At 45.1% G+C, this 24,580-nt stretch carries 21 protein-coding genes, 1 pseudogene and 1 other annotated feature; of the genes and pseudogenes, 14 read left to right on the top strand and 8 right to left on the bottom strand.

Annotated features, from left to right (window positions below):
* Positions 1-16: 16 nt before the first annotated feature.
* The 3 genes from ACWJJ5_RS01665 to ACWJJ5_RS01655 all read right to left on the bottom strand — a co-directional run bounded on the left by ACWJJ5_RS01665 (position 17) and on the right by ACWJJ5_RS01655 (position 3,946).
* Positions 17-1,345, bottom strand: coding sequence for a GntP family permease (locus ACWJJ5_RS01665; protein ID WP_015418256.1), 1,329 nt, complete (start codon positions 1,343-1,345; stop codon positions 17-19).
* 26 nt (positions 1,346-1,371) lie between these two features.
* Positions 1,372-2,916, bottom strand: coding sequence for a gluconokinase (gntK, locus tag ACWJJ5_RS01660; RefSeq protein ID WP_007407372.1), 1,545 nt, complete (start codon positions 2,914-2,916; stop codon positions 1,372-1,374).
* Positions 2,917-3,088: 172 nt separating this feature from the next.
* Entirely contained in the window at positions 3,089-3,946 is an 858-nt protein-coding gene (locus tag ACWJJ5_RS01655; RefSeq protein ID WP_032858358.1) for a MurR/RpiR family transcriptional regulator, read from the bottom strand.
* A gap of 437 nt (positions 3,947-4,383) precedes the next feature.
* Between ACWJJ5_RS01655 and ACWJJ5_RS01650 the strand changes: the two genes are divergently transcribed.
* The 3 genes from ACWJJ5_RS01650 (at position 4,384) to ACWJJ5_RS01640 (ending at position 6,979) form a co-directional block, all read left to right on the top strand.
* Positions 4,384-5,271 (top strand): Cof-type HAD-IIB family hydrolase, encoded by an 888-nt coding sequence (locus tag ACWJJ5_RS01650; RefSeq protein ID WP_070082406.1) that lies wholly within the window; start codon positions 4,384-4,386, stop codon positions 5,269-5,271.
* The gene (locus tag ACWJJ5_RS01645; RefSeq protein ID WP_071392307.1) at positions 5,268-5,936 is read left to right on the top strand and encodes a YczE/YyaS/YitT family protein; all 669 of its coding nucleotides are present in this window, start codon (positions 5,268-5,270) and stop codon (positions 5,934-5,936) included. The genes ACWJJ5_RS01650 and ACWJJ5_RS01645 overlap by 4 nt, the downstream gene beginning before the upstream one ends.
* Before the next feature lie 68 nt (positions 5,937-6,004).
* Positions 6,005-6,979 carry a LacI family DNA-binding transcriptional regulator gene (locus tag ACWJJ5_RS01640; RefSeq protein WP_327934824.1) on the top strand — a complete coding sequence of 325 codons (975 nt, stop codon included), beginning with the start codon at positions 6,005-6,007 and terminating at the stop codon, positions 6,977-6,979.
* Between the two features lie 29 nt (positions 6,980-7,008).
* Here ACWJJ5_RS01640 and ACWJJ5_RS01635 read toward each other — a convergent pair whose 3' ends face one another.
* A complete protein-coding gene (locus ACWJJ5_RS01635) occupies positions 7,009-8,316 on the bottom strand; it encodes an amidohydrolase family protein (protein ID WP_146275529.1) in 1,308 nt (435 codons plus the stop codon).
* 632 nt (positions 8,317-8,948) lie between these two features.
* Positions 8,949-9,188: a binding site (T-box leader), on the top strand.
* 61 nt (positions 9,189-9,249) lie between these two features.
* On the opposite strand from ACWJJ5_RS01635, the gene ACWJJ5_RS01630 reads away from it, so the two are divergent.
* A complete protein-coding gene (locus ACWJJ5_RS01630) occupies positions 9,250-10,590 on the top strand; it encodes an amino acid permease (protein WP_022553812.1) in 1,341 nt (446 codons plus the stop codon).
* Between the two features lie 34 nt (positions 10,591-10,624).
* Here ACWJJ5_RS01630 and ACWJJ5_RS01625 read toward each other — a convergent pair whose 3' ends face one another.
* Positions 10,625-11,542, bottom strand: a complete 918-nt coding sequence (locus tag ACWJJ5_RS01625; RefSeq protein WP_070082403.1) for a DMT family transporter — start codon at positions 11,540-11,542, stop codon at positions 10,625-10,627.
* Positions 11,543-11,639: 97 nt separating this feature from the next.
* Between ACWJJ5_RS01625 and ACWJJ5_RS01620 the strand changes: the two genes are divergently transcribed.
* A complete protein-coding gene (locus ACWJJ5_RS01620) occupies positions 11,640-12,518 on the top strand; it encodes a LysR family transcriptional regulator (protein ID WP_146284052.1) in 879 nt (292 codons plus the stop codon).
* A gap of 31 nt (positions 12,519-12,549) precedes the next feature.
* Here ACWJJ5_RS01620 and ACWJJ5_RS01615 read toward each other — a convergent pair whose 3' ends face one another.
* Positions 12,550-12,957 carry a hypothetical protein gene (locus ACWJJ5_RS01615; RefSeq protein ID WP_003151600.1) on the bottom strand — a complete coding sequence of 136 codons (408 nt, stop codon included), beginning with the start codon at positions 12,955-12,957 and terminating at the stop codon, positions 12,550-12,552.
* Positions 12,958-13,232: 275 nt separating this feature from the next.
* On the opposite strand from ACWJJ5_RS01615, the gene ACWJJ5_RS01610 reads away from it, so the two are divergent.
* The 3 genes from ACWJJ5_RS01610 (at position 13,233) to ACWJJ5_RS01600 (ending at position 15,642) form a co-directional block, all read left to right on the top strand.
* Positions 13,233-14,237 (top strand): LLM class flavin-dependent oxidoreductase, encoded by a 1,005-nt coding sequence (locus ACWJJ5_RS01610; protein ID WP_167860437.1) that lies wholly within the window; start codon positions 13,233-13,235, stop codon positions 14,235-14,237.
* 122 nt (positions 14,238-14,359) lie between these two features.
* Positions 14,360-14,719, top strand: a complete 360-nt coding sequence (locus ACWJJ5_RS01605; protein WP_454022137.1) for an ATP-binding protein — start codon at positions 14,360-14,362, stop codon at positions 14,717-14,719.
* Positions 14,716-15,642 (top strand): ATP-binding protein, encoded by a 927-nt coding sequence (locus ACWJJ5_RS01600; RefSeq protein WP_454022136.1) that lies wholly within the window; start codon positions 14,716-14,718, stop codon positions 15,640-15,642. The genes ACWJJ5_RS01605 and ACWJJ5_RS01600 overlap by 4 nt, the downstream gene beginning before the upstream one ends.
* Before the next feature lie 29 nt (positions 15,643-15,671).
* Here ACWJJ5_RS01600 and ACWJJ5_RS01595 read toward each other — a convergent pair whose 3' ends face one another.
* Positions 15,672-16,760 carry a GntR family transcriptional regulator gene (locus ACWJJ5_RS01595; RefSeq protein WP_326375034.1) on the bottom strand — a complete coding sequence of 363 codons (1,089 nt, stop codon included), beginning with the start codon at positions 16,758-16,760 and terminating at the stop codon, positions 15,672-15,674.
* Between the two features lie 256 nt (positions 16,761-17,016).
* Between ACWJJ5_RS01595 and ACWJJ5_RS01590 the strand changes: the two are divergent.
* The 3 genes and pseudogenes from ACWJJ5_RS01590 to gap all read left to right on the top strand — a co-directional run bounded on the left by ACWJJ5_RS01590 (position 17,017) and on the right by gap (position 20,750).
* Positions 17,017-18,410 (top strand): annotated as a pseudogene (locus ACWJJ5_RS01590) (sugar porter family MFS transporter).
* 264 nt (positions 18,411-18,674) lie between these two features.
* On the top strand, positions 18,675-19,709 hold the full coding sequence (cggR, locus tag ACWJJ5_RS01585; RefSeq protein WP_003151607.1) for a gapA transcriptional regulator CggR: 1,035 nt from the start codon (positions 18,675-18,677) through the stop codon (positions 19,707-19,709).
* Positions 19,710-19,742: 33 nt separating this feature from the next.
* On the top strand, positions 19,743-20,750 hold the full coding sequence (gene gap / locus ACWJJ5_RS01580; RefSeq protein WP_003151611.1) for a type I glyceraldehyde-3-phosphate dehydrogenase: 1,008 nt from the start codon (positions 19,743-19,745) through the stop codon (positions 20,748-20,750).
* A 113-nt stretch (positions 20,751-20,863) separates the two neighbouring features.
* Here the strand turns inward: gap and ACWJJ5_RS01575 are convergent, their stop codons facing one another.
* Entirely contained in the window at positions 20,864-21,016 is a 153-nt protein-coding gene (locus tag ACWJJ5_RS01575) for a hypothetical protein (RefSeq protein ID WP_015387688.1), read from the bottom strand.
* 53 nt (positions 21,017-21,069) lie between these two features.
* Between ACWJJ5_RS01575 and ACWJJ5_RS01570 the strand changes: the two genes are divergently transcribed.
* The 3 genes from ACWJJ5_RS01570 to gpmI are packed head-to-tail and all read left to right on the top strand — an operon-like array spanning position 21,070 to position 24,569.
* Positions 21,070-22,254: a phosphoglycerate kinase gene (locus ACWJJ5_RS01570; protein WP_167860436.1), complete on the top strand. Its 1,185-nt coding sequence runs from the start codon at positions 21,070-21,072 to the stop codon at positions 22,252-22,254.
* Positions 22,255-22,279: 25 nt separating this feature from the next.
* Positions 22,280-23,041, top strand: a complete 762-nt coding sequence (gene tpiA / locus ACWJJ5_RS01565; protein ID WP_003151618.1) for a triose-phosphate isomerase — start codon at positions 22,280-22,282, stop codon at positions 23,039-23,041.
* Positions 23,034-24,569, top strand: a complete 1,536-nt coding sequence (gene gpmI, locus ACWJJ5_RS01560; protein WP_003151620.1) for a 2,3-bisphosphoglycerate-independent phosphoglycerate mutase — start codon at positions 23,034-23,036, stop codon at positions 24,567-24,569. The genes tpiA and gpmI overlap by 8 nt, the downstream gene beginning before the upstream one ends.
* Positions 24,570-24,580: the final 11 nt, after the last annotated feature.

Below are 24,580 nucleotides of genomic sequence, written 5' to 3'. Positions count from 1 at the left end.
CGGCCGGGGTTTGTTTTTATATAAACGCGTTAATGATCATGATAAAACAGATCGCACTGACAGAAATAATCGTTTCCATCGCCGTCCATGTCAGGAACGTTTCTTTTACCGTCATTCCGAAATACTCTTTAATGAGCCAGAAACCGGAGTCATTGACATGTGACAGAATCAAAGAGCCCGCTCCCGTTGCCAAAACGAGAAGCTCGCTGCTGACGCCCGGCATGACAGATGCAATCGGAGCAACAATGCCGGCCGCCGTCATCATGGCGACAGTCGCTGAACCCGTGGCAACACGGATGACCGCCGCGATCGTCCAGCTTAAAAGAACGGGAGAGAAGCTTGAGTGTTTCGCCATGTCAGCGATATACGTGCCGACGCCTGAATCAATCAGGACGTTGTTAAAAGCGCCGCCGGCTCCGATCACAAGCAGAATGGAAGCAATCGGTCCCAGACAGTCATTGCTGAATTTTAAAATGCTTTCTCTGTCAAAGCCCTGATAAAAACCAAGGCTGAAAAAGGAGTAAACCGTGGCGATCAAAAGCGCCGTGACAGGGTCGCCGATAAATTTAAAAGTTTCATAGAGCGTGCTTTTTTCCGGAAGCGCAATTTCGGCAAGCGTTGCCATAAGCATCAGGATCACCGGTACCAATATCGTAAACAATGTATTTGCGAATCCCGGAAGCTTGCGTTTTTCATTCCGTTCAATAAATTGTTTTTTCAACAGTTCGGGAACGGGTTTATGAATGCGCTTACCAATCCATTTTCCGTAAAGCGGCCCCGCGATGATGGCAGTCGGAATGCCGACGATTAAAGAAAACAAAATCGTTTTTCCGACATTGGCGTGATAAATGCCGACAGCCGCCATCGCCGCCGGGTGGGGCGGAACCAATCCGTGCACGACGGAAAGTCCCGCAAGGAGCGGAATCCCGATCGTCACTAATGAAACCCCGGTTTCAATCGCAATCGTAAATAAAAGCGGCACGAGCAGGACGAAGCCGACCTGGAAAAAGACCGGGATGCCGACAATAAAAGCGACGGCCATCATCGCCCAATGCACTTTCTTTTTGCCGAAGCGGCCGATCAGGGTGTGGGCGATCCGCTCCGCACCGCCTGATTCAGCCATCATTTTGCCGAGCATCGTACCGAGGGCCAGCACGATCGCAAGCAGCGAAAGCGTATTGCCGAGCCCGGTTTTCATCGAAGTGATAATGTCCGGCAGATTCATGCCCGTTGCGAAACCGACAAGGATGGATGTAATCAAAAGACTGATAAAAGGATTTAACTTAGCGACCGTAATCAATAAGAGTAAAACGATAATAGCGGCAATGACAATAAACAGTAACATGACCTTTTCACCCTTTCAAAGAAGAATTACCGGCTTTGTTTGAGCTGAAATTCACTGATGACGTCAAATTCATCTTTGAGCTTGTCATACAGCCGCTCGTATAAGTAAAACAGCTCAATATATGTTTCGCTGTTTTTGACGTTCGGTTCATGGCGGTGCGAAATTCTGATCCAGTCCTGAACATCCTCGATCCGTTCCATTTCGCCAAGGCTGTGCAAAGCGAGAACGGCCGCTCCGAGCGCCGAGGCTTCGTAACTTTCCGGAACGAGGACTTCCCGTCCCATCGTATCAGACAAAATCTGCCTCCACAGCGGCGATCTCGCAAATCCTCCCGAAGCCCGCACGTCTTTTGCGGGGCCCGCCAAATCTCTCAGTGCGACACCGATTGAAAAGACGCTCATGATGACGCCTTCCAGCACCGCTCTGATAAAATGCTCCCGTTTATGGCGGAGGCTGATGCCGAAAAACGTTCCGCGGGCATTCGGGTTCCAAAACGGCGCGCGCTCCCCTGATAAAAACGGCAGAAACAGCAATCCCTCAGAGCCTGCGGGCACTTTATCAGCAATATCAATCATTAAATCGTACGGATCAATGCCGAGCCGCTTCGCCGTTTCAACTTCCGGAGAAGCGAATTCGTCTCGAAGCCAGCGCAGCATAATGCCTCCGTTATTCGTCGGGCCTCCGATGACCCAATGCTTGTCAGTCAGCGCGTAACAGAATGTCCGCGCTTTTTCATCCGTAATCGGCGCATCCGTCACCGAACGCACGGCTCCGCTTGTTCCGATCGTAACGGCCACTTCGCCTTTGCCGATCGCGCCGACTCCCAGGTTGGCGAGCACGCCGTCATTTGCGCCGATAATAAACGGTGTATCCGCATGAATGCCCATCCGTGCAGCGATTTCCGGCGCAAGGCCGCGCAGCTGATGAGTGGTCGGCACGATGTCCGACAGCTGATCTTCCCGGATTCCGGCAATCCGGAGCGCTTCTTCATCCCAGGAAAGCGTATCTAATCGGAACAGCCCCGTTGCCGAAGCGATCGAATAATCGACGACATAAGTTCCGAAAAACTCGTGCAGAATATATTCTTTAATACTGATGAATTTGGCGGTTTTCGCGAATGTCTCCTTGTCCTGTTCTTTCATCCACACAATTTTGGAAAGCGGAGACATCGGATGAATCGGCGTACCCGTTCTTTTATAAATATCAAAACCGTTCATCTCTTTTAAAATCCGTTTTGATTGCTCGGCGCTGCGGTTGTCCGCCCAAATGATGCTTTTGGTCAGCAGGCCGCCGTTTTGATCGACAGCTATCAATGAGTGCATGGCGGTGCTGATGCCGATTGCAAGCAGATTGTCAGGACTCAGTCCGGCCTTTGTGACGGCGCCCCTGATGCTTCCGATCACCGCTTCCAAAATGTGCTCAGGATCCTGCTCGGCCCATGCCGGCTTTGGCTGTATTAAATCATAGTGAACCGAATGCTTGGCTAACACTTTGCCTCTTGGTCCGAACAGAACGGCTTTCGTACTGGTCGTGCCGATATCCAGACCGATAACAGCTTGGGTTTCCTTCATAATATATCCCGCCTAATCTGATTGAATAATAAGATAGATTTATAATGTATGCCCTTACAAAGTCAATTATAGGAATAATTTTTTTATAAATCAACGATGAAGAAGAAAAATTTTTTCATAAAATTGCCTCAATTCCCGCTGTATCGGCATTCTCTCTTTTGAAAAATAAATATTACAAACGTTTGTGCGCGATCATTTTTCTGATTTGCTGCAAGTTGGCGAGCGTTTTCTCCTGCCGCAGCCGGGCCGTGGCGAAATACAGTGTATCAATGACCGACAGCTGGGCAAGCCTTGCGGACATCGCTTCCGTTCTGAAAGCCGTCTCCCTTGTTGACGTATACAGCACAACGTCGGAAATCTGGGTGAGCGGCGACTTTTGGTAGCTTGTAATGCCGATCGTGCCGGCGCCGAGCGATTTGGCCGTTTTCACCGCGTCGAGCACGTCCTTGTTGCTCCCCGAATGAGAAATGCCGATGACTGCGCTTTCGGGACCGAGAAGACCCGCTGACATCGCCTGAAAGTGAGAATCCGTGTGCGCGATGCAATTTATACCCGTACGCATAAATTTATGATACGCGTCAGTGGCGATCAGCCCGGAACCGCCGTTTCCGTAAAATTCGATTCTGTCTGCGCGGTGGATCATTTCTGCCGCTTTTTCAACGTCGGCCGGATCTAATAATTGAAAGGTATCGGTCAGACCGGAAATGTTTGTGCGAAAAACTTTCCGGATGATGACTTCGATATCGTCGTCGGGGCTCATTTCTTCATGAATGTGCTGCACCGGCTCCTGAACGATCTCTTGAGCAAGCGCGATTTTTAAATCCTGATAGCCGGAAAAACCGAGCCGCTTGCACAGCCTGAAAATCGTCGCTTCAGAGCTTTTCGTTTTTTCCGCCAGCTGAATGATGGAAAGGTGAACCACGTCTTTCGGTTCCTTCACGATATGGTCTGCAATCGCTCTCAATTTTGGCGACAACCCTTTGCTGGCCGCCTGAATTTTCCCGATGCTGCTTGAATTCACAGGGGTCATGCTATAACCTCCCTACTCGAATGTAAACGCATACTTTTATGATAAAGCAAGTTCTGTCATAAGGGAATCAGGTTTTGCTTTCTTTACCGCAAATGAAAGAAAAGAGAAAAGTATATCGGGGAAACCGCCTCAATGACACTTCAGACATCCGATTTTTACAAAAAGTGATCGTTCTCTGAAAAGCGCCGGTGCCCAAGTCGCCGGCGCTTGAAGTTCCAGATGAATTTCTTCAAATTAGTGTTCGGCCATTAGCAGTCAGTTCATTATTAACTGGATTGATCGAAAGAGAAGGATTATTAAGCAGGAGAACACTTGAGAAGCACAGTCTGATCAGCTTCTCAGAAAAACTTCAAATTAATATAATAATCTAATTGCTCTGAAACGCGTACCATACATTATACTTTCAATGATTTTTAAACTCTGAGGAGGAAATTCACATGAAAGTAATTGCAATCGACTTAGATGGCACGCTGTTATCAGAGAACTTAACTATCCAAGAACAAGATGTAAGAGCTTTAAAGCTCGGACAAAAACAAGGTCATCTTGTAACAATCGCTACAGGGAGAGCTTTATTTGATGCAAAACACATCATCAATAAATATGATTTGGATTTTCCGATCATTGCTTCAAACGGCGCTCAAATTGATGTGGGAAATCAGTTAATATTCGAACATTTTATGGATTCAGATGTAATCCAACCTATCATCACATGGTTAAATAAAGAGGAAATCTATTATCAGCTTTACTTATCTGACAAAATTGCCGTATCAAATCAAGGAATTCAGCAGCTTGAAAAAGAACTTTACAATACAGTAATGGAAGAACCTCATTTTAATCAAGAAGTATTTTGGAATTCTATTAAAGCTCAGATACATCAATACGGGTTAGAGGAAATACCGGGTACAATTGACCCTATCGATTATCGGTATGTCATAAAATGTATGATCGTTTCGCCAAACCAAAGAAAATTAAAAAAAGCAAAAGAATATTTTGGACAACTGAAGGAGTGTGCCGTAACGAGTTCAGGAGCATTCAATCTTGAAATCACAAGTTCAGGAGTAGATAAAGGAGCGTCATTAAATAAACTTTGTGAACATTATGGAACGGATGCGCGGAATGCAATCGCAATAGGTGATAATCTAAATGATCTGCCTATGTTTCATGCAGCAGGAATAGGGATAGCCATGGGAAATGCAGATAAGAAGCTTATTCAATTGGCTGCTTTTAAAACGTTAACGAATGATGAGTGTGGTGTATCTTATGCTTTTGATCACTACATTCTGACGAAAGAAGAAGACCCTAAACCGCGGAGTATACAGCCATGATCCATTTTGTGAAAAGATGTTTAATCTATATTGTCGGATTGTTTATTTTATCCGTAGGGGTTGTATGTATGATTAAATCTAATACCGGAATTGCACCCTGGGATGCTCTGAACGTGGCTTTATCAGAACTCATTGGCCTTACAATCGGGTCATGGGTTTTCATCGTCGGAGGAATTCTTATCTTTATAAACAGCCTCATAAAAATGCGGTTTCCTAATCTAGCCGGTTTTATTCCGATTGTTATTATTGGAAGTTTTGTTGACCTTTTAAACTTAAAGGTTCTTTCGTTCTTAAAAACAGATGCTGTAATTCTTCAATGGAGTTTATTTTTGATAGGGTTGTGTATATTGGCTATGGGAATCGCTATTTATTTAAGAGCATCTTTTCCTTCGATACCGAATGATGAATTGATGTTGGCTATTACTGAACGTACAGGTTGGGGTATTCATATTACAAAGACGATAGGGGAAGCTTTAGCTTTTGTGCTTGCAATCATTCTTCAGGGGCCGATTGGGATAGGAACCATCATTGTGCTGCTGTGTCTGGGGATATTAGTAGGTTTATTTGACAAACTATTACACAAGATGGGGAAGCCCCGTTCTATCTATAGTGTGGGACAGGAAGGCGCACATATTCATGCAGGCCATGATAAAACAATGAATTAAATGCTTTTTTTCCCTTGTGTTGTTCAGTGTGAAATCCTGATAACGCTGTCTAAAAAGGAGTAGCAGTAATGACAAACATTACAGAGATAGCAAAGAAAGCGAACGTTTCTCGGACAACAGTTTCTAGAGTTCTCAATAATCATCCTTATGTAAAACCTGAGAAGCGGGACGCTGTGTTAAAAGCTATGAAGGAATTAAATTATGTACCGAATTTCAACGCGATTAACCTATCCAGGGGGAAGACAAATGTTTTCGGAGTCATTGTTCCTAAAATCAACCATCCGTTTTTCAGTAAACTGATTGCCGGAATAGGCGAAGAGTGTAATAAACATAATTACAGTTTACTTGTGCACCAATCAAATAACGATCCTGAACAAGAAATGGAGTTTTTTAACAGATTGAAATACAAACTTATTGACGGTCTTATTTTGGGATCCTGTGTAAGCCCCCATCACGTACTCGACGAGATATCTGGGTTTGGTAATATTGTTTCCTGTGAAGCTTCTGCGAGCAAACAGGTTGCACATATATTTATTAATCATGAGTCAGGAATCAAAATGGCAATAGATCATCTGCGAAATCAAGGACATCAATCCATTGGTCTGTGTATAGGAAATCCTAAGAGCGGTGTTGGCATAAGCAGAAAAAAATCATTTTTTCACTTTCAAAATGAATACGGATTGAAATGGTGTGATAATTGGTACTTTGAGGAACAGTACACTATTGAGAATGGTATAGAAATAGCAAAATTATTACTAAATAAGTCACCTCGTCCTGCGGCAATGGTTGTAGGAAGTGATTATGTTGCGGCGGGGATCATTTATGAAGCGAAAAGACAGGGAATACGAATACCTGAAGAACTGGCAGTTATTGGATTTGATAATCAGCCGATATCTAAGGTAATAGAACTTTCAACGATACATCAACCTATTAAAGAGTTGGGACAAACAGCAGCAAATTTATTATATAACTTAATGAATAACAAAGATGTCCCCAATATAAATAAGTTGGACCTAAAACTTATTAAAAGAAAGTCAACTTAAAAAGACCACTTTATGGTGGTCTTTTTTGCTTAGCGCAGAATCAGCTCTGGGGCAGGCGCTTTGAAATGAGCTCTTTTTTTCGTTTCATCTATAAAACTGAAGGGCTTCATGGATAGGTTTTCAAGTTCATTTAGGAAATGACAAGCTTTTAATGGCACAAATGATGTCATATTCCATACAACTTTCTCATTAAAACCTATAGCACGAATATTATGCATAAGCCGATCAATTGTGTAAGACCCTGCCGCTACATACCCTTTTCCTTGATACCACAGATTATTCCCTTCAATTTTCTCCAGTGATTGGCCGCACATGGAATCTGTGTCAATGCGATCTGTCATTGCTATAATACCCTCAGAGCCAACAAGTTCTACAACCCGCCGTGCAACTTCTAAGTCTACATGTTCACTATCAAAGTTCATACAAATGGTTAATAAACCTTCTTTCGCGGCTCTCATCAAAGTACCGGGAACTTCTCCGACAAGTGTGTTTATATTATCTATGTTCCATTTATCTAACCGAGCATCTTTTAACCCCTCTAATCTATGCACTCTTTCTTGGGGGGTTCTCCAGGTGTGTTTAAAATTGTTTGGCATATCATTAAACAAATGATCTGTTAAAACGGCATCTGATCCAGTGTAATTGCTGCGTTTTTGCGCTGTATCTATAACTTTCATTATAAGTTCAGAGGTTTCCTCCGGGTATGCTTTTTGGAAGTGACCCAGCGCGGGTTTTACTCCAGCCTCCACAAGTGTATCTACAATCCATTCTAAACTTGGATGTTTTTCGGTGATATATTTCTTTAGATAGGAGTTTTCAGTCATAGCATCTGGAGACAGTACAGTATAAATAAGACCGTATTCTCCACATGAAGCGATCTTTTCCCATTCTTCTTTTAAGGGTGCCCAATTCCCTTTTTCCGGTGTGCCTGCAAAGCTGGCCAATAATGGTCCTTCTAGTGAAATACCTAAAATATTACGGTAACGTCCCTTTCTCTTTTGTGTATGGAACTCTTTCATAAAGGATGCAAATTGATCTAATTGATTATGAGGAAGAAAGATAGAGGGTACACAGAAAATCCCTTCTATTTCAGCTAGTGTATTGATCTTTTCAATATCTAATTGGTCTAAATTGCTAAAATCATAGTCACCGATTCCATGACAATGAAATTCTACTGGAAGAGATGGAACTAAATAAGAACCTGATTTCTTAAAAATCCCTTCTCCTCCAATGTCAAAGTTCAGCCATTCATTATTACTATAGGTTATATCAGCGATTTTCATTACTCCGTTTGTTTCAAGGTAAGCCGGGCTGTTAAATGATGTGCTGGACTGCATAGGAAACGCCTCCTGGAAATGTTTATTTAGTATTCAGTGAAGACACATCATCATCTTAAAGTATGAAACCCGTACCATATCAACCTTTTATTATCATTTTTTGTAAAAAAATAGGTGTTTTATTCAACTTTCTACACCCGATTTTCTCGTTATTGTCATTTATATCCTGTAAATTTCTTTTAAAAACTCAAAAACACTAGCTGTAACGCCACTAATGCATCTATACTGTTTCGTGTTACGCCAACTAGTGTTCTCCACGAGTTTAATTTGTGGAATTGGTTTCATGTCAATAGCTTTAATAAATGGAATATGACTTCCGGGTATAGAACCTTGTGGGGTCATTGGAGTTGAACTATTAGAAATGAAATGTGCACAGTTACTAAGCTGAGGTACCGGAATAAGAGTAACCTTTCATATTTCTGCCAACTTTTTGCCGCTCAGTCCATATATGCCGATTACGCCATATTAGGAGCCGTCTCAATCCTCATATGAAGATAAACATGTTCAGTCAAAATGTCTTATATAGGTGATAAGAAAACCAGCGGAAAAAATTAGTATTGACTTTGAAAATAGAAGACTGTATATTATGTTACTATATTCAGAAAATAAAAACTCAAGAGATTCATTTAACATAAAACACTGTGAACGGGAGCAGTAAAAGAATCCAGTCAGAAAAAGAGAGCCGCGGGTTGGTGAAACGCGGACTGATTGTTCTTTGAACTCGCCCGGAAGTGGCAGGGCGGAACGGAATTGTCGGAATATTCCCTATGTCCTAACGGCTGACCTTCGTTAAAAGGTTTTTAAGCTGGATTCCGGATATTCGGGATCAACAAGAGTGGTACCGCGGCTGCCTGAGGCACGCCGTCTCTTTTCCTAAAGAGGCGGCGTGCTTTTTTATGTGATGAACACTTTTTGCGAGAGGGCGTGTGATAAATGGAAAAGGACAAGCAAACGTTAAAACGGACGATGTCGTCCAGACACATTATGATGATGGCGCTTGGAGGCGCAATCGGGGCCGGGCTCTTTAAAGGCAGCAGCACGGCGATTGATGAAGCGGGGCCGTCCGTGCTGCTGGCCTACCTCCTCGGGGGAATCATTCTGCTGTTTATTATGCAGGGGCTGGCCGAAATGGCCGTCAGAAACAAACATGCAAGGACGTTCCGTGATTTGGTTCAGCAGTCTCTCGGTTCGTACGCTGCATACTTTTTAGACTGGATCTATTGGAAAATGTGGGTGCTCAATATTGCCGCGGAGGCGGTCGTAGCCGCCATTTTCATTCAATATTGGCTGCCGGAATGTCCGATATGGATACTGGCTTTGATCATTTCCATCGTGGTGACGGTCGTAAACATGCTTTCTGTGAAACTGTTTGCCGAGACGGAGTACTGGCTCGCGCTCATTAAAATTACGGTGATTGTCATCTTTATTTTATGCGGAATTCTGCTATTATTTTTCTCATTCGGCAATCACACGGCGCCGGGGCTGTCTCATTTAACGGATCACGGAGGGTTTTTCCCGCATGGAGCGGGGGGCGTCATTACGGCGATGCTCGTCGTGATCTACTCATACGGCGGAACGGAAATCATCGGCGTCACGCTGGCGGAGACAAAAAACCCCGAAAAGGTGATTCCGAAAGCTGTCCGAAGCACGTTAACGCGGATTGTCGCTTTTTACTTGCTGCCGTTTTTCATCATCGTCAGCCTGATTCCTTGGAATCAAGTCAACAGCGTTCCCGAAAGCCCGTTTGTCATAGTATTTAAGATGATCGGAATTCCGGGTGCCGACCATATTATGAATGCCGTCATTCTTCTTGCGATTATCTCGTCTATGAACTCGGGACTGTACGGATCATCCCGCGTCTTATTTACGCAGGCTTCTGACGGCCGGGTGCCGAAAATCTTTTCAAAACTATCGAAGAAAAAGGTTCCCGTCTATGCGATTCTGACTTGTACGTCATTTTTATATGTAGGCGTCCTGATTTCATTATTTGCGGGAAGCCAGACGTTTAATTATTTGATGGGTTCCCTCGGCTATACCGTGCTGTTCATCTGGCTGATTATCGGATTTGCCCATTTGAAATCAAGAAAACATTCAACAGAACAGCCGGCTTATTACGTCAAATGGTTCCCGTACACGACATGGTTCGCGGTGCTTGCGCTTTTGGCCATCCTGATCGGCGTAATTGCGACGACATCCATCGTCATCACATGCATCACTGCGGCCATCTATCTCCTCATTACGGCTGCGTATCTCGTAAAAGGGAGACGTCAATAAATAAAAAAACTCTTGCCGCGCGGCAAGAGTTTTTTTAATGAACGGCCTTTTTTTCTGCGGCCAGAGCAGGTGTTTTCAGTTTCTTCGGTGTTATATTCACAAAACAAATGCTTGTGACGATCAGAAGCAGTCCGGCTAAAAGGCTGACGGTCAGCGGCTCATGCAGAAATATCGAGCTGACGACAATGGATATGAGCGGGATCAGGAAGGTGTAAGAGGCAACCTTGCTTGCTTCCCCTGAACCGACAAGCGTAAAAAAGGCGAGCCAGCCGAGCGCGATGACAAATACCGAAATGAACAGAAGGCTGAGAATGAACGGAGCTTTCCATTGAATCGCTGAAAAGCTTTCTGAAAAATGGCCGGAGCTGACAAGCAGCACGCCGCCGATCAGAAGCTGAAGAGCGACCATCCAGATAGAGTCCGCCCGTCCGCCCGTTCTTTTCACATATACCGTGCCGAGCGCCCAGCTGACTGCGGAGCCTAGAGCCAAAAGAATGCCGGCGATGGAAATATGGCCTCCGAAACCGGCTGCGCTGATGACGGCCACACCGGCAAAGCCCAGAATAAGACCGGCTATTTTTAAAGGATACATCGCTTCCCCGAGCCACAGCCAAGAAAAAACGCCCATTAACACCGGCTGGAAAAACACGATGGCTGAAAATAAGCCGGCAGGCAGGTAATTCAATCCGACCGTTTGCAGGCCGTAAAATAAAGTAATATTTAAAATGGCAGAAATCAGATAGATCGGCCACGTTTCTTTAAAACGCAGCTTTTTAAAACGGGGCAGCGCCACCATTAATAATAGAAGTCCGCCGATCAGCGTGCGGATTCCGGCAAACAGAAGAGGCGGCGAATAGGCAAGCGCGGCCTTTGTCAGCGGCCAGTTAATTCCCCATACCGTGACTAGAAACGCCAGCATAAGAGCCGTCTGTATTTTCGAAAGCTGTTTCACGTCGTTCACTCCTTGTAGAACAATTCCATCATATGATACGGTAATCAGTAAGATAAATAAAATGAATCTTTTTTATAAGGAGCATAAGTAAAACGTTATGACGATTACACAACTGCGGGTTTTTGTTCAAATCGCTGAAACGGGAAGCTTTACAAAAGCGGGGCAGGCGCTGAATATGACGCAGCCCGCCGTCAGCCATGCCATCTCGGCGCTTGAGTCAGAGCTCGGCATCAAGCTGATCATCCGCGAGCGCCGCAACGGCGTAAGGCTCACGGACACGGGCGGAAAAATTCTCGTTCATATCAGAGAGGTGCTCAAAGGCATAGAAAAAGCCGAGCAGCTGGCGGCCGCGGAAAGAGGGCTTGAACAGGGAACGATTCACATCGGCACATTTCCGGCCGCTTCCGCTTATTTCATTCCAAAGCTGATCAGCGTGTTTAAAAAACGGTATCCGAAGCTTGAACTGGTGCTTCATGAAGGAACGGTTAACGAAGTAAAGGAATGGCTCCGCTCCCGGGTAATAGATGTGGGTATCACTCTTTTTCCTACGGAAGACATGGAATATCTGCCGCTGAAAAAAGATAAAATGGCCGTCGTGCTTAGAAATGATCATCCGTTTTGCAGCTGTGAGTCAATCACTCTGAAAGATCTTGACCGCCAGCCGATGATCATCTGTGACGGAGGATACGAATCACCGTTTATTGATATGTTTAAGGAGGCAGGATCTGTGCTGACTGCCGCATTCACTGTTTACAACGTCAATACGTCCATCAGCATGATCAAAGAGGGACTGGGAATTGCGATATTATCACAAATGTCTATGTCCGGAATATCGCTGCCGGAAAATGTCGTGACAAGGGAACTCAATCAGGCGGTGTACCGTGATGTTCTGCTTGCCGTTCCGTCTGTAAAAGAGGCTTCATTAGCTGCAAAACTTTTTATTCAAATCGCGCAGGAGCTCACAAAGAATGAATAAAAAGACCCTAAAAATCTTAGGGTCCTGAATCTTATCGGTTAATTTTAAAAGAGTTTGTCGTATTGACAAGTTTTGAACCGCTGAACGTAGCTTTGACACGATAATAACCTGTCTTGCATCCTTTTAAAGAGAATGACTTAGTCACCCTTACTGAGAAAGAAAAGGTTGTTTTTTTGCAAGTCGTCCATTTCTTTCCTGACTTTCGCTGTAAGTATAGGTTTCCTTTAAAAGTTCGATCTGACGGATACGCTGTACTGAGAGTAAAATCGACACTTTTCGCTTTTTTCGTGTAGTAGGAGGCATCGGTAAATCCGCTTACATTTAAATGCTGCTGAGTGCCGGAATAAAAGTCTGCGGCATATGCCTTATCGGTGTTTCCGGTAAAGAAGATTGCTGCCAGTAAAGCTGTGGTGAGTGCCATTAAGATTTTTTTACGCATATAGACTATGACTTCCTTCCTATTCAATATCATACATATCTTAACATTATTGGATATGTTTTTTCAACGAGAGATTTTCACTTTTATAGGATGAAAAGCTCTTCATATCTGAATGTAATAGATTCATTCATACAGAGTTCACTAGTGACGACCGCTGACTGATTGTTCGAAGATCATCGAATCAAATTGTTTAACTCACGGGAAAAGCTGTGGTAAGGTGTGTGGTAGAGACCTTGTTTAAGATCTGCTTACACTAAACCATAAAGGAGAAAACGATGGCTGAACATACATTGAAAGATACTGCGTTTTCCGTATTGAATTTATCGCCGGTCGTACAGGGGGGAACGGTTGCTGAATCGTTCCGCAACAGCATGGATTTAGCGCGCCGCGCCGAGGAGTGGGGCTATAACCGCTATTGGCTTGCGGAGCATCATAATATAGAAGGAGTCGCCAGCTCGGCAACGGCGGTGCTGATCGGCCACATCGCCGGCGGCACGAAAAAAATCCGCGTCGGTTCAGGGGGCATTATGCTGCCGAATCATTCGTCACTTATAATCGCGGAGCAATTCGGAACCCTTGAAACGTTATATCCGGGGCGGATTGACCTCGGACTCGGGCGTGCGCCGGGTACCGACCAATTAACGGCGAGGGCCTTAAGAAGAAACATAAACAGCGGGGAGGATTTCCCGGAGCAGCTTGAAGAATTGAGAAATTACTTCAAACCGTCAGGCAATGTGCGCAATCAAGTCCGCGCCATTCCGGGCGAAGGGCTGGACGTGCCGATTTGGCTTTTGGGATCGAGCGGCTTCAGCGCGCGTCTTGCGGGAGAGCTCGGGCTTCCGTTCGCCTTTGCGGCTCACTTCTCACCGAAAAACACCGTGCCCGCCCTTGAGCTGTACCGAAGCTCCTTCCGTCCGTCAGACGTACTGGATAAACCGTACGCGATGGTCGGCGTCACCGTCATTGCCGCCGATACGGATGAAAAGGCGGAGCATCTGGCGACATCGCATTATCAAAGATTTTTAGACCTCGTCCGCGGCACGCCGAACCAGCTGAAGCCTCCTGTTGAAGACATGGATCAAATCTGGTCGCCGTATGAAAAAGCGATGGTCAATGAACAGCTCAGTTCAACGATCGTCGGCGGACCGGAGCGTGTGAAGGAAAAGCTGGAAAGCTTCATCCGGACAACACAGGCGGATGAAATCATGGTGAATTCAGAAAGCTTTGAGCATGCCGACAGAATGAGATCATTTGAGATCATCGCCGAATTAAAAAGATGAAAAACAGGCAGCACATAATATATAGTGTGCTGCCTGTTTTTATGTAATAATATGAAATTTCATACTATTATGATATTATTTATTAGAAAAATTTTCTTGAAATATAGGGAGGGAATAAAAATTTGGATGTTTCTTTGAAAGATGTTTTTGGTATATCGCGGAATGTTTTAAAAAGTTATGTTGATAGACAACAAATTGATGAGGATTACCAAGATAAAATTGAACTTACGGATCATCACATCGTAATATATGGCGAAACAAAAGTCGGAAAAACATTATTAAGAAAAAAATATGTAACCAAAGCTGAAAACACTATAGTGATAGACTGTACGAAGGGAGTTGATTTAGCTGATATTTACACACAGATTTTATACAAATCTGGTGTGGAGATATCTGATAACTTCTCCAAAAGTATTGAAAAGTGCTCAAAAATTGATAGTCAAGTAGAGGCAAATCTATTTCAATTTTTAAAAGCGAAGTGACCGGAGATTCATCTGAAAAAGAGTTATTAAGTGAATCAGGGAAAATGGATCTTCCCAAAACCGTAAGTGTCAGAGTGGCTGAATCACTGAAGGAAAAAGGTATTCAGTTTATCGTACTGGATGACTTTCATTATTTAAATTTAGTCGATCAATATCTGTTGGCTTTTGACCTGAAAATGTTTTATCAAAGCGGCTTAAGATTCATTATAATCGGGACAAAAATTATAAATGGCTATTTTGAAAAATTCAATGGAGAATTATCTCAAAGGATTGATTATATTGATGCTACTAAATGGTCTACTAGAGATTTAATGAATATAAAGAGTAGAGGCTGTAAAGAGCTGAACATAGACATTAGTGAAAATGTAACAAATTATTTTATAGAGGCATCCAGCCAAATAGTTGCTGTATATCAACAACTTCTTTTTGACTTTTGTCGTGAAAGTGGAATAAGAAAGAGAAGTCGGAATTACATTGTTCTTGACAGTCTTGAATTAGCTAAGGAATGTAATGCTCTGTATTATAAAAGAGTAAGCGAGGAATATTTGACAAAAATACAAGACATTGCAGATGGAGAAAGAAAAGCGAAGCTGAAGTTATACTATTATATAATGAAAATTGTGTTAACATCTGATCCAGATATAGCGAGGAGAGGATTTTCTTTTCAGTACTTATATGAGAATATTCACCGAATCCATGAGAAAAAGTCAATAAATCATGGTGCGCTGACCTCTGTACTTAATCACTTCGATGAATTGCAATCCAAAAAGGATATCTTTCCAAAGGTCTTTATATACTATGATAAAAGACTATATATTTCAGATTCGTTATTTTATTATATTTTAAAGCATTTTAATAAAGAAAATATAGATGATGTTCTTCCGCCTCATGATTTTCAGCTTAGTTTTCAATTTAATGACTGATGGGCAGATACTATTGTATCTGCCCATTTTTATTCGCCGATCCGCCTGACGGAATTCCGGATGACGAGTTCCGGTTCATACACGACGTCATCCTTCTTCGGTTTTTTATGCTCTAAGCAGTCGATGACGTATTTTGCCGCCGCTTTCCCCATAATGGATTTCGGATGCTTGACAGAGGTGAGCTTCACCTCGGAAATCTGGGCGAAATGTGAATCATCATAGCCCATGATTGACACGTCATCAGGCACCTTTAAGCCGAATTCTCTGAGAAGATTAATCGTCTTCAGCGCAATTTCATCATTATAACAAAGAATGGCCGTCGGGTATGATCCGCTGTTTTGCTCAAGGGTATGCTTAATTTTTTGAAGAAGCACGGTTTCTTTTTCCTCAGTCGTATAAGTCACGATCATGTCCGGAGACGGGAAAATCCCGCGCTCCCGGTGCGCCTGAAGATAGCCGTTCATCCGTTTGACGCCCTGCGTGTCATCCGCTTTAAAGATACCCATAATGTGCGTGTGGCCGAGGGACATGACGTATTCGCAAGCCATCATGCCGCCTTTGACATCATTGACGGAAAAGCTCGGTGCGGCCAGCTCCGCATAAGAGGCGTTAATCATGGCAAACGGAATGCCGTTTTTCTCCAGGTTGAGATAGTAGCCGATGTTGGGCGTCTGCAGCGCGCTTTTCGTAGGCTCGACAATCAGCCCGTCTATATTTTTGGACAGCAGGTTTTCAAGGCCGCGCCGCTCACTTTCTGTATTGTTGTTGGTGCTCGTCAGCAGCATGGAATAGCCCTGTTCGCTTAAATAAGATTCAATTCCCCTGATGATGCTCGGGAAAATATAGTCTGATATGTACGTTGTAATGACACCGATCGTTTTGTTTGAATGCATGGCTGATTTCGCCGTGCGTGAAGCGACAAAGGTGCCTCCGCCCTGAACGCTGTACAGCAGCCCCTGCGAGACCAAATCTCCGATCGCCTTTCTGATGGTATGGCGGCTGACCCCGAACTGCTGCATCAGCTCATTTTCCGTAGGCAGCTTTTCGTCCGGCTGTACTTTTCCTTGATTCAGCCATGAACAAATTTCTTCTTTTACTTGAGCATATTTCGGTAGCATATCAATTCCTCCAAAATGTATACGGACAAATTCCAGTATAACATAGTAAGCCCTTTCATCAAGCTGTAAAAATAATTGACAGATTATGAAAAACTGCTTATTCTTTATTTGTACGTACTAATTTTCCTTATTTTTAGATAAAATTCTTTATAAGTACGTACAAATGTGGCGGTTCTGAAGAAAACAAAGCAACGTCAAGCGCCGCACTCTGTTTTGTAAGCGTTTTTATTCTATTATTCGCGGGAGGGTAAAATTCATGAAGAATCACCCGGCACCAATTGGCTCAAATGTACCTGTCACTCGGCAGCATTCGAAGTGGTTTGTCATTCTCATCTCATGCGCGGCCGGACTGGGAGGGCTTTTGTACGGTTATGACACGGCGGTGATTTCGGCGCCATCGGTTTCCTGAAAGATTTGTACCGCTTAAGTCCTTTTATGGAAGGGCTCGTGATTTCGAGCATTATGATCGGCGGTGTTTTCGGCGTCGGAATTTCCGGATTTTTGAGTGACCGTTTCGGACGGAGAAAGATTTTGATGGCAGCGGCTCTGTTGTTTGCGGTGTCAGCGGTTGTCTCTGCGCTTTCTCAAAGTGTGTCTTCCTTAGTGATCGCCAGAGTCATCGGCGGTCTCGGAATCGGCATGGGCTCCTCGCTTTCTGTCACGTATATTACAGAAGCGGCTCCGCCGGCCATACGCGGCAGTCTGTCTTCACTGTATCAGCTGTTTACGATATTAGGGATATCCGGCACTTATTTTATTAACCTGGCCGTCCAGCAGTCCGGCTCGTATGAATGGGGGGTGCACACCGGCTGGCGGTGGATGCTTGCTTACGGCATGATTCCGTCCGTCATCTTTTTTATCGTGCTGCTTATCGTGCCGGAAAGTCCGCGCTGGCTTGCGAAAGCGGGGCGCCGGAATGAAGCCCTCGCCGTGCTGACGCGCATTAACGGCGAACAGACCGCGAAAGAAGAAATCAAACAAATCGAAACGTCTTTACAATTAGAAAAAATGGGTTCATTGTCTCAGCTGTTTAAACCGGGGCTGAGAAAAGCGCTTGTGATCGGGATTCTGCTGGCTTTATTCAATCAGGTCATCGGCATGAACGCAATTACGTATTACGGGCCGGAAATTTTCAAAATGATGGGCTTCGGACAGAATGCGGGGTTTATCACGACATGCATCGTCGGTGTCGTTGAAGTGATTTTCACCATCATCGCGGTGCTTTTAGTCGATAAGGTAGGCCGGAAAAAGCTGATGGGGGTCGGATCTGCCTTTATGGCGCTGTTCATGATCTTAATCGGGGCATCCTTTTATTTTCAGCTGGCGAGCGGTCCGGCTTTAGTCGTCATCATATTGGGATTCGTCGCCGCTTTCTGCGTATCAGTCGGGCCGATTACGTGGATCATGATTTCGGAAATCTTTCCGAACCACCTCCGCGCACGCGCCGCCGGTATTGCGACGATATTCTTATGGGGGGCCAACTGGGCGATCGGCCAGTTCGTGCCGATGATGATCAGCGGGTTGGGGCTCGCGTACACCTTCTGGATATTCGCCGTCATTAATATTCTCTGTTTCTTGTTTGTCGTGACGATCTGCCCTGAGACGAAAAATAAATCATTAGAAGAAATAGAAAAACTCTGGATAAAATGAAAGCGTTTTACGACAAAAGTCCGCTCCGGCGGGCTTTTGTCTGTCACCTTCATTCCGTTTCTGTATATAATGACTGTATCAAGGAGATACTGGTAAATCCTGCGAAGAATGTCGAGGAATTGACCTTTAACAGTTGAATTAACAATGTCATCCTGTTAAAATAATTAAAGAAAGCAGACATAATTTTTTTTGGCTATGATGGGACGTTTTTTGTCATAGCGGGACATTTTCTGTCCAGTATGAATAGGAAGGAACGTTTGAGTCATGAACCAGTTAATACAAGCTCAAAAAAAATTATTGCCTGATCTTTTGCTTGTGATGCAGAAAAGATTTGAAATCTTGCAGTATATCAGGCTTACAGAACCGATCGGCCGCAGAAGTCTTGCAGCCAGTCTCGGATTGACCGAGCGTGTTCTCAGAAGCGAGGTTCAGTTCTTGAAAGAACAGAATCTCATCGATATTAAAACAAACGGCATGACAATGACGGAAGAGGGCTATTCACTGCTTTCGATTCTGGAAGATACGATGAAGGATGTTTTAGGATTGACGCTTTTGGAAAAGACATTAAAAGAGCGGCTCAATCTGAAAGACGCCATTATCGTTTCCGGAGACAGCGACCAATCTCCTTGGGTCAAAAAAGAATTAGGGAGAGCGGCCGTTGCATGTATGAAAAAGAGATTTTCAGGCAAAAATATCGTCGCTGTAACCGGCGGTACGACAATTGAAGCCGTCGCCGATATGATGACGCCGGATTCAAAAAACCGCGAGCTCCTGTTTGTGCCCGCAAGAGGCGGTTTAGGCGAAGATGTGAAAAACCAGGCGAACACCATATGCGCGCATATGGCGGAAAAGGCTTCAGGCACTTACCGGCTTTTGTTCGTTCCCGGCCAGCTGTCACAAGGCGCCTACTCATCTATTATTGAAGAGCCTTCCGTAAAAGAGGTGCTTCACACGATTAAATCAGCGAGTATGCTCGTTCACGGAATCGGCGAAGCTAGAACAATGGCGGAGCGAAGAAACACGCCATTGGAAGATTTGAAGAAAATAGATGACAATCATGCGGTGACAGAGGCATTCGGCTACTACTTTAATGCGGACGGAGAAGTCGTTCACAAGGTGCATTCAGTCGGAATGCAGCTCGATGACCTCGATGCCATTCCCGACATTATCGCGGTAGCGGGCGGATCATCAAAAGCAGAAGCAATCGAAGCTTATTTTAAAAAGCAGCGAAACACGGTTCTCGTCACGGACGAAGGAGCCGCAAAGAAGTTATTAAGGGATAACAGTCCCTCAATATAAATATCTCTCACTTATTTAAAGGAGGAAATAATCATGGCAGTAAAAGTCGGTATTAACGGTTTTGGTCGTATTGGACGTAACGTATTCCGCGCAGCATTAAACAATCCTGAAGTTGAGGTAGTAGCAGTTAACGATTTAACAGACGCTAACATGCTTGCTCATCTTTTACAATATGATTCCGTACACGGAAAATTAGATGCAGAAGTTAAAGTTGACGGCAGCAACCTTGTTGTTAACGGCAAAACAATCGAAGTTTCTGCTGAGCGCGATCCTGCGAAACTCAGCTGGGGCAAACAAGGCGTTGAAATCGTAGTTGAATCTACTGGTTTCTTCACAAAACGCGCAGACGCTGCGAAACACTTAGAAGCAGGCGCGAAAAAAGTTATCATCTCTGCACCTGCTAACGAAGAAGATATCACAATCGTTATGGGTGTTAACGAAGACAAATACGATGCGGCTAACCACCATGTTATCTCTAACGCATCTTGCACAACAAACTGCCTTGCGCCGTTTGCAAAAGTACTTAACGACAAATTCGGCATCAAACGCGGTATGATGACAACTGTTCACTCTTACACAAACGATCAGCAAATTCTTGATCTTCCGCACAAAGACTACCGTCGTGCGCGTGCAGCAGCTGAAAACATCATTCCTACCTCAACTGGTGCTGCTAAAGCAGTTTCCCTTGTTCTTCCTGAACTGAAAGGCAAACTGAACGGCGGAGCTATGCGTGTGCCGACTCCAAACGTTTCTCTTGTTGACCTAGTTGCTGAACTTAACAAAGACGTAACGGCTGAAGACGTAAACGCAGCTCTTAAAGAAGCGGCAGAAGGCGATCTTAAAGGAATCCTTGGATACAGCGAAGAGCCATTAGTATCCGGAGACTACAACGGCAATGCTAACTCTTCTACAATCGATGCTCTTTCTACAATGGTTATGGAAGGCAGCATGGTAAAAGTAATCTCTTGGTACGATAACGAAAGCGGCTACTCTAACCGCGTTGTTGACCTTGCAGCTTACATCGCAAAACAAGGTCTTTAATTCATAGCTCCCGGAAAGGGCCGGACTTGGTTCTTTCGGACAGAAACGCTATAATGAAAGCGGACAAGGGAAGGGGACGGACTCCCTTTCCCTTTTTCCATGAGAACCGGCTTTCAGAAAGCGCCGGATTGCTGCAGAACGTCCGCGTTTTGAAGTTTCCGCGGCACTTTCGTTTTCGGCCGCCTGCCCTGGCTCAGAAGACGATCTGCCCCGTGCCCGGAAGCTGCAATCTGCCCCGCGGCGGAAGCATCATGAGGCGGTTTCACGTTTCACGTTTTTCGTGCTATGCAAACCATTTTGAAGGAGGATCTCCTAAGGCATGAATAAAAAAACAGTAAAAGACATCGACGTAAAAGGCAAAGTCGTATTCTGCCGCGTTGACTTTAACGTTCCAATGAAAGACGGGGAAGTAACAGACGATACTCGTATCCGAGCTGCGCTTCCAACAATCAAACACCTTGCAGACCAAGGCGCGAAACTCCTTCTTGCGAGCCACTTAGGCCGCCCGAAAGGCGAAGTGGTTGAGGAGCTTCGTTTAACTCCTGTCGCTGCACGCTTAGGCGAACTGCTCGGAAAAGAAGTGAAAAAAGCGGATGAAGCTTACGGCGATGCTGTAAAAGCACAAATTTCTGATATGAAGGACGGAGACGTTCTTGTATTGGAAAACGTACGTTTCTACCCTGGTGAAGAGAAAAACGATCCTGAGCTTGCTAAAGCATTTGCTGAGCTTGCGGATGTATATGTCAATGACGCATTCGGTGCTGCCCACCGTGCTCACGCATCTACAGCCGGAATTGCCGAGCATCTGCCGGCGGTTGCAGGATTCCTGATGGAAAAAGAGCTTGACGTTCTCGGCAAAGCCGTGACAAATCCTGAGCGCCCGTTTACGGCAATCATCGGCGGCGCGAAAGTAAAAGACAAAATCGGCGTAATCGAAAGTCTGCTTGATAAAGTGGACAACCTGATCATCGGCGGAGGTCTTGCTTACACATTCGTAAAAGCGCTTGGCTATGAAGTCGGTAAATCTCTTCTTGAAGAAGATAAAATCGAACTTGCAAAATCATTCATGGACCGCGCGAAAGAAAAAGGCGTTAAATTCTATATGCCGGAAGACGTTCTCGTTGCTGATGATTTCTCTAACGATGCAAACGTTCAAATCGTGCCGATCTCTGAGATCCCAAGTGATTTAGAAGCGATCGACATCGGAACGAAAACCCGCGAAACGTACGCTGAAGTTATCAAAAACAGCAAACTTGTCGTATGGAACGGACCGATGGGCGTATTCGAAATCGACTTGTTCGCTCAAGGCACAAAAGCAGTGGCTGAAGCATTGGCAGAGGCAAACGATACATACTCTGTCATCGGCGGAGGAGACTCTGCGGCAGCCGTTGAAAAATTCGGCCTTGCTGACAAAATGAGCCATATCTCAACAGGCGGCGGCGCATCCCTTGAATTCATGGAAGGCAAAGAGCTTCCGGGTGTAGCTGCGCTGAACGATAAATAAAAACTGCTATAAGGAAGTGGAACAGATGAGAAAACCAATTATAGCCGGTAACTGGAAAATGAACAAAACACTCGGCGAGGCTGTCAGCTTCGTTGAAGAAGTGAAATCTTCCATTCCAGCAGCAGACAAAGCGGAAGCCGTTGTTTGCGCACCAGCTCTTTTCTTAGAAAAGCTGACTTCTGCTGTTAAAGGAACTGACCTGAAAGTCGGCGCCCAAAACATGCATTTTGAAGAAAACGGTGCGTTCACAGGTGAAATCAGCCCGGTCGCTCTGAAAGACCTTGGCGTGGATTACTGCGTCATCGGCCACTCTGAGCGCCGTGAAATGTTCGCTGAAACTGATGAAACAGTTAACAAAAAAGCGCATGCCGCTTTCAAACACGGCATTGTGCCGATCATTTGCGTAGGTGAAACGCTTGAAGAGCGCGAAGCCGGAAAAACAAATGATCTTGTTGCCGATCAAGTGAAAAAAGGGCTTGCGGGTCTTTCTGAAGAGCAAGTTGCTGCTTCCGTTATTGCGTACGAGCCAATCTGGGCAATCGGAACAGGCAAGTCTTCTACAGCGAAAGATGCAAACGACGTCTGCGCGCATATCCGTAAAGTCGTTGCTGAAAGCTTCAGCCAGGAAACTGCTGACAAGCTCCGCATTCAATACGGAGGCAGCGTAAAACCTGCAAATATTAAAGAATATATGGCAGAGTCCGATATTGACGGTGCTTTGGTCGGCGGCGCAAGCCTTGAACCGCAGTCATTCGTTCAATTATTGGAGGAAGGTCAATATGAGTAAAAAACCAGCTGCACTCATCATTCTTGATGGGTTCGGATTACGCAATGAAACAGTCGGAAACGCAGTCGCACAAGCGAAAAAACCGAATTTCGACCGTTATTGGAACCAATACCCTCATCAGACGCTGACGGCATCAGGCGAAGCAGTCGGACTGCCTGAAGGACAGATGGGGAACTCTGAAGTCGGTCATTTAAATATCGGCGCCGGACGTATTGTGTACCAAAGCTTAACACGCGTGAACGTTGCCATCCGCGAAGGCGAATTCGAACGCAATCAAACGTTCCTTGACGCCATCAAAAACGCGAAAGACAACGACAAAGCGCTGCACCTGTTCGGCCTTCTTTCTGACGGAGGCGTACACAGTCACATCAATCATTTATTCGCGCTGCTGAAGCTTGCGAAAAGTGAAGGACTGACGAAGGTGTATATTCACGGTTTCCTCGACGGCCGCGATGTAGGTCCGCAAACGGCGAAAACTTACATTCAGCAGCTGAATGAGCAGATCGAAGAAATCGGTGTCGGCGAAATCGCCAGCATTTCCGGACGCTACTACTCCATGGACCGCGACAAACGCTGGGACCGTGTGGAAAAAGCGTACCGCGCAATGGCTTACGGCGAAGGCCCGTCTTACCGCAGCGCGATGGATGTAGTCGACGATTCTTATGCGAACGGCATTCATGATGAATTCGTCATTCCGTCCGTCATCACAAAAGAAAACGGTGAACCCGTTGCGAAAATTCATGACGGCGATTCTGTGATTTTCTATAATTTCAGACCAGACCGCGCCATCCAGATTTCAAACACGTTTACCAACAAAGATTTCCGCGATTTCGACCGCGGTGAAAATCATCCGAAAAACCTGTATTTCGTCTGCCTGACTCACTTCAGTGAATCTGTTGACGGATATGTGGCTTTTAAACCGGTAAACCTTGACAATACGGTCGGTGAAGTATTAGCACAGCACGGGTTAAAACAGCTTCGCATTGCAGAAACTGAAAAGTATCCGCACGTTACGTTCTTTATGAGCGGCGGCCGCGAAGAAGAATTCCCGGGCGAAGAGCGCATCCTCATTAACTCGCCGAAGGTCGCGACATATGACCTGAAGCCTGAAATGAGCGCGTATGAAGTGAAGGATGCTCTTGTAAAAGAAATCGCGGCTGACAAGCACGACGCGATCATCCTGAACTTTGCAAACCCTGACATGGTCGGCCACTCCGGAATGGTCGAACCGACGATTAAAGCAATTGAAGCAGTGGACGAATGCTTAGGCGAAGTGGTTGACGCCATTATCGCTAAAGGCGGACATGCCATCATTACCGCTGATCACGGTAATGCGGACATTCTGATTACAGAAACAGGCGAACCGCACACTGCCCATACGACAAACCCAGTCCCTGTCATTGTGACGAAAGAAGGCGTGACGCTGCGCGAAGGCGGAATCCTAGGCGACCTCGCACCAACGTTATTAGACCTTCTCGGTGTTGAAAAACCGAAAGAAATGACCGGAACATCTTTAATTCAAAAATAAGCGTAAATCAA

It is taken from the genome of Bacillus sp. JK74 (assembly GCF_053663395.1).
Note: the sequence above shows the minus strand (reverse complement) of the source record. Positions and strands in the feature narration are given on the sequence as shown.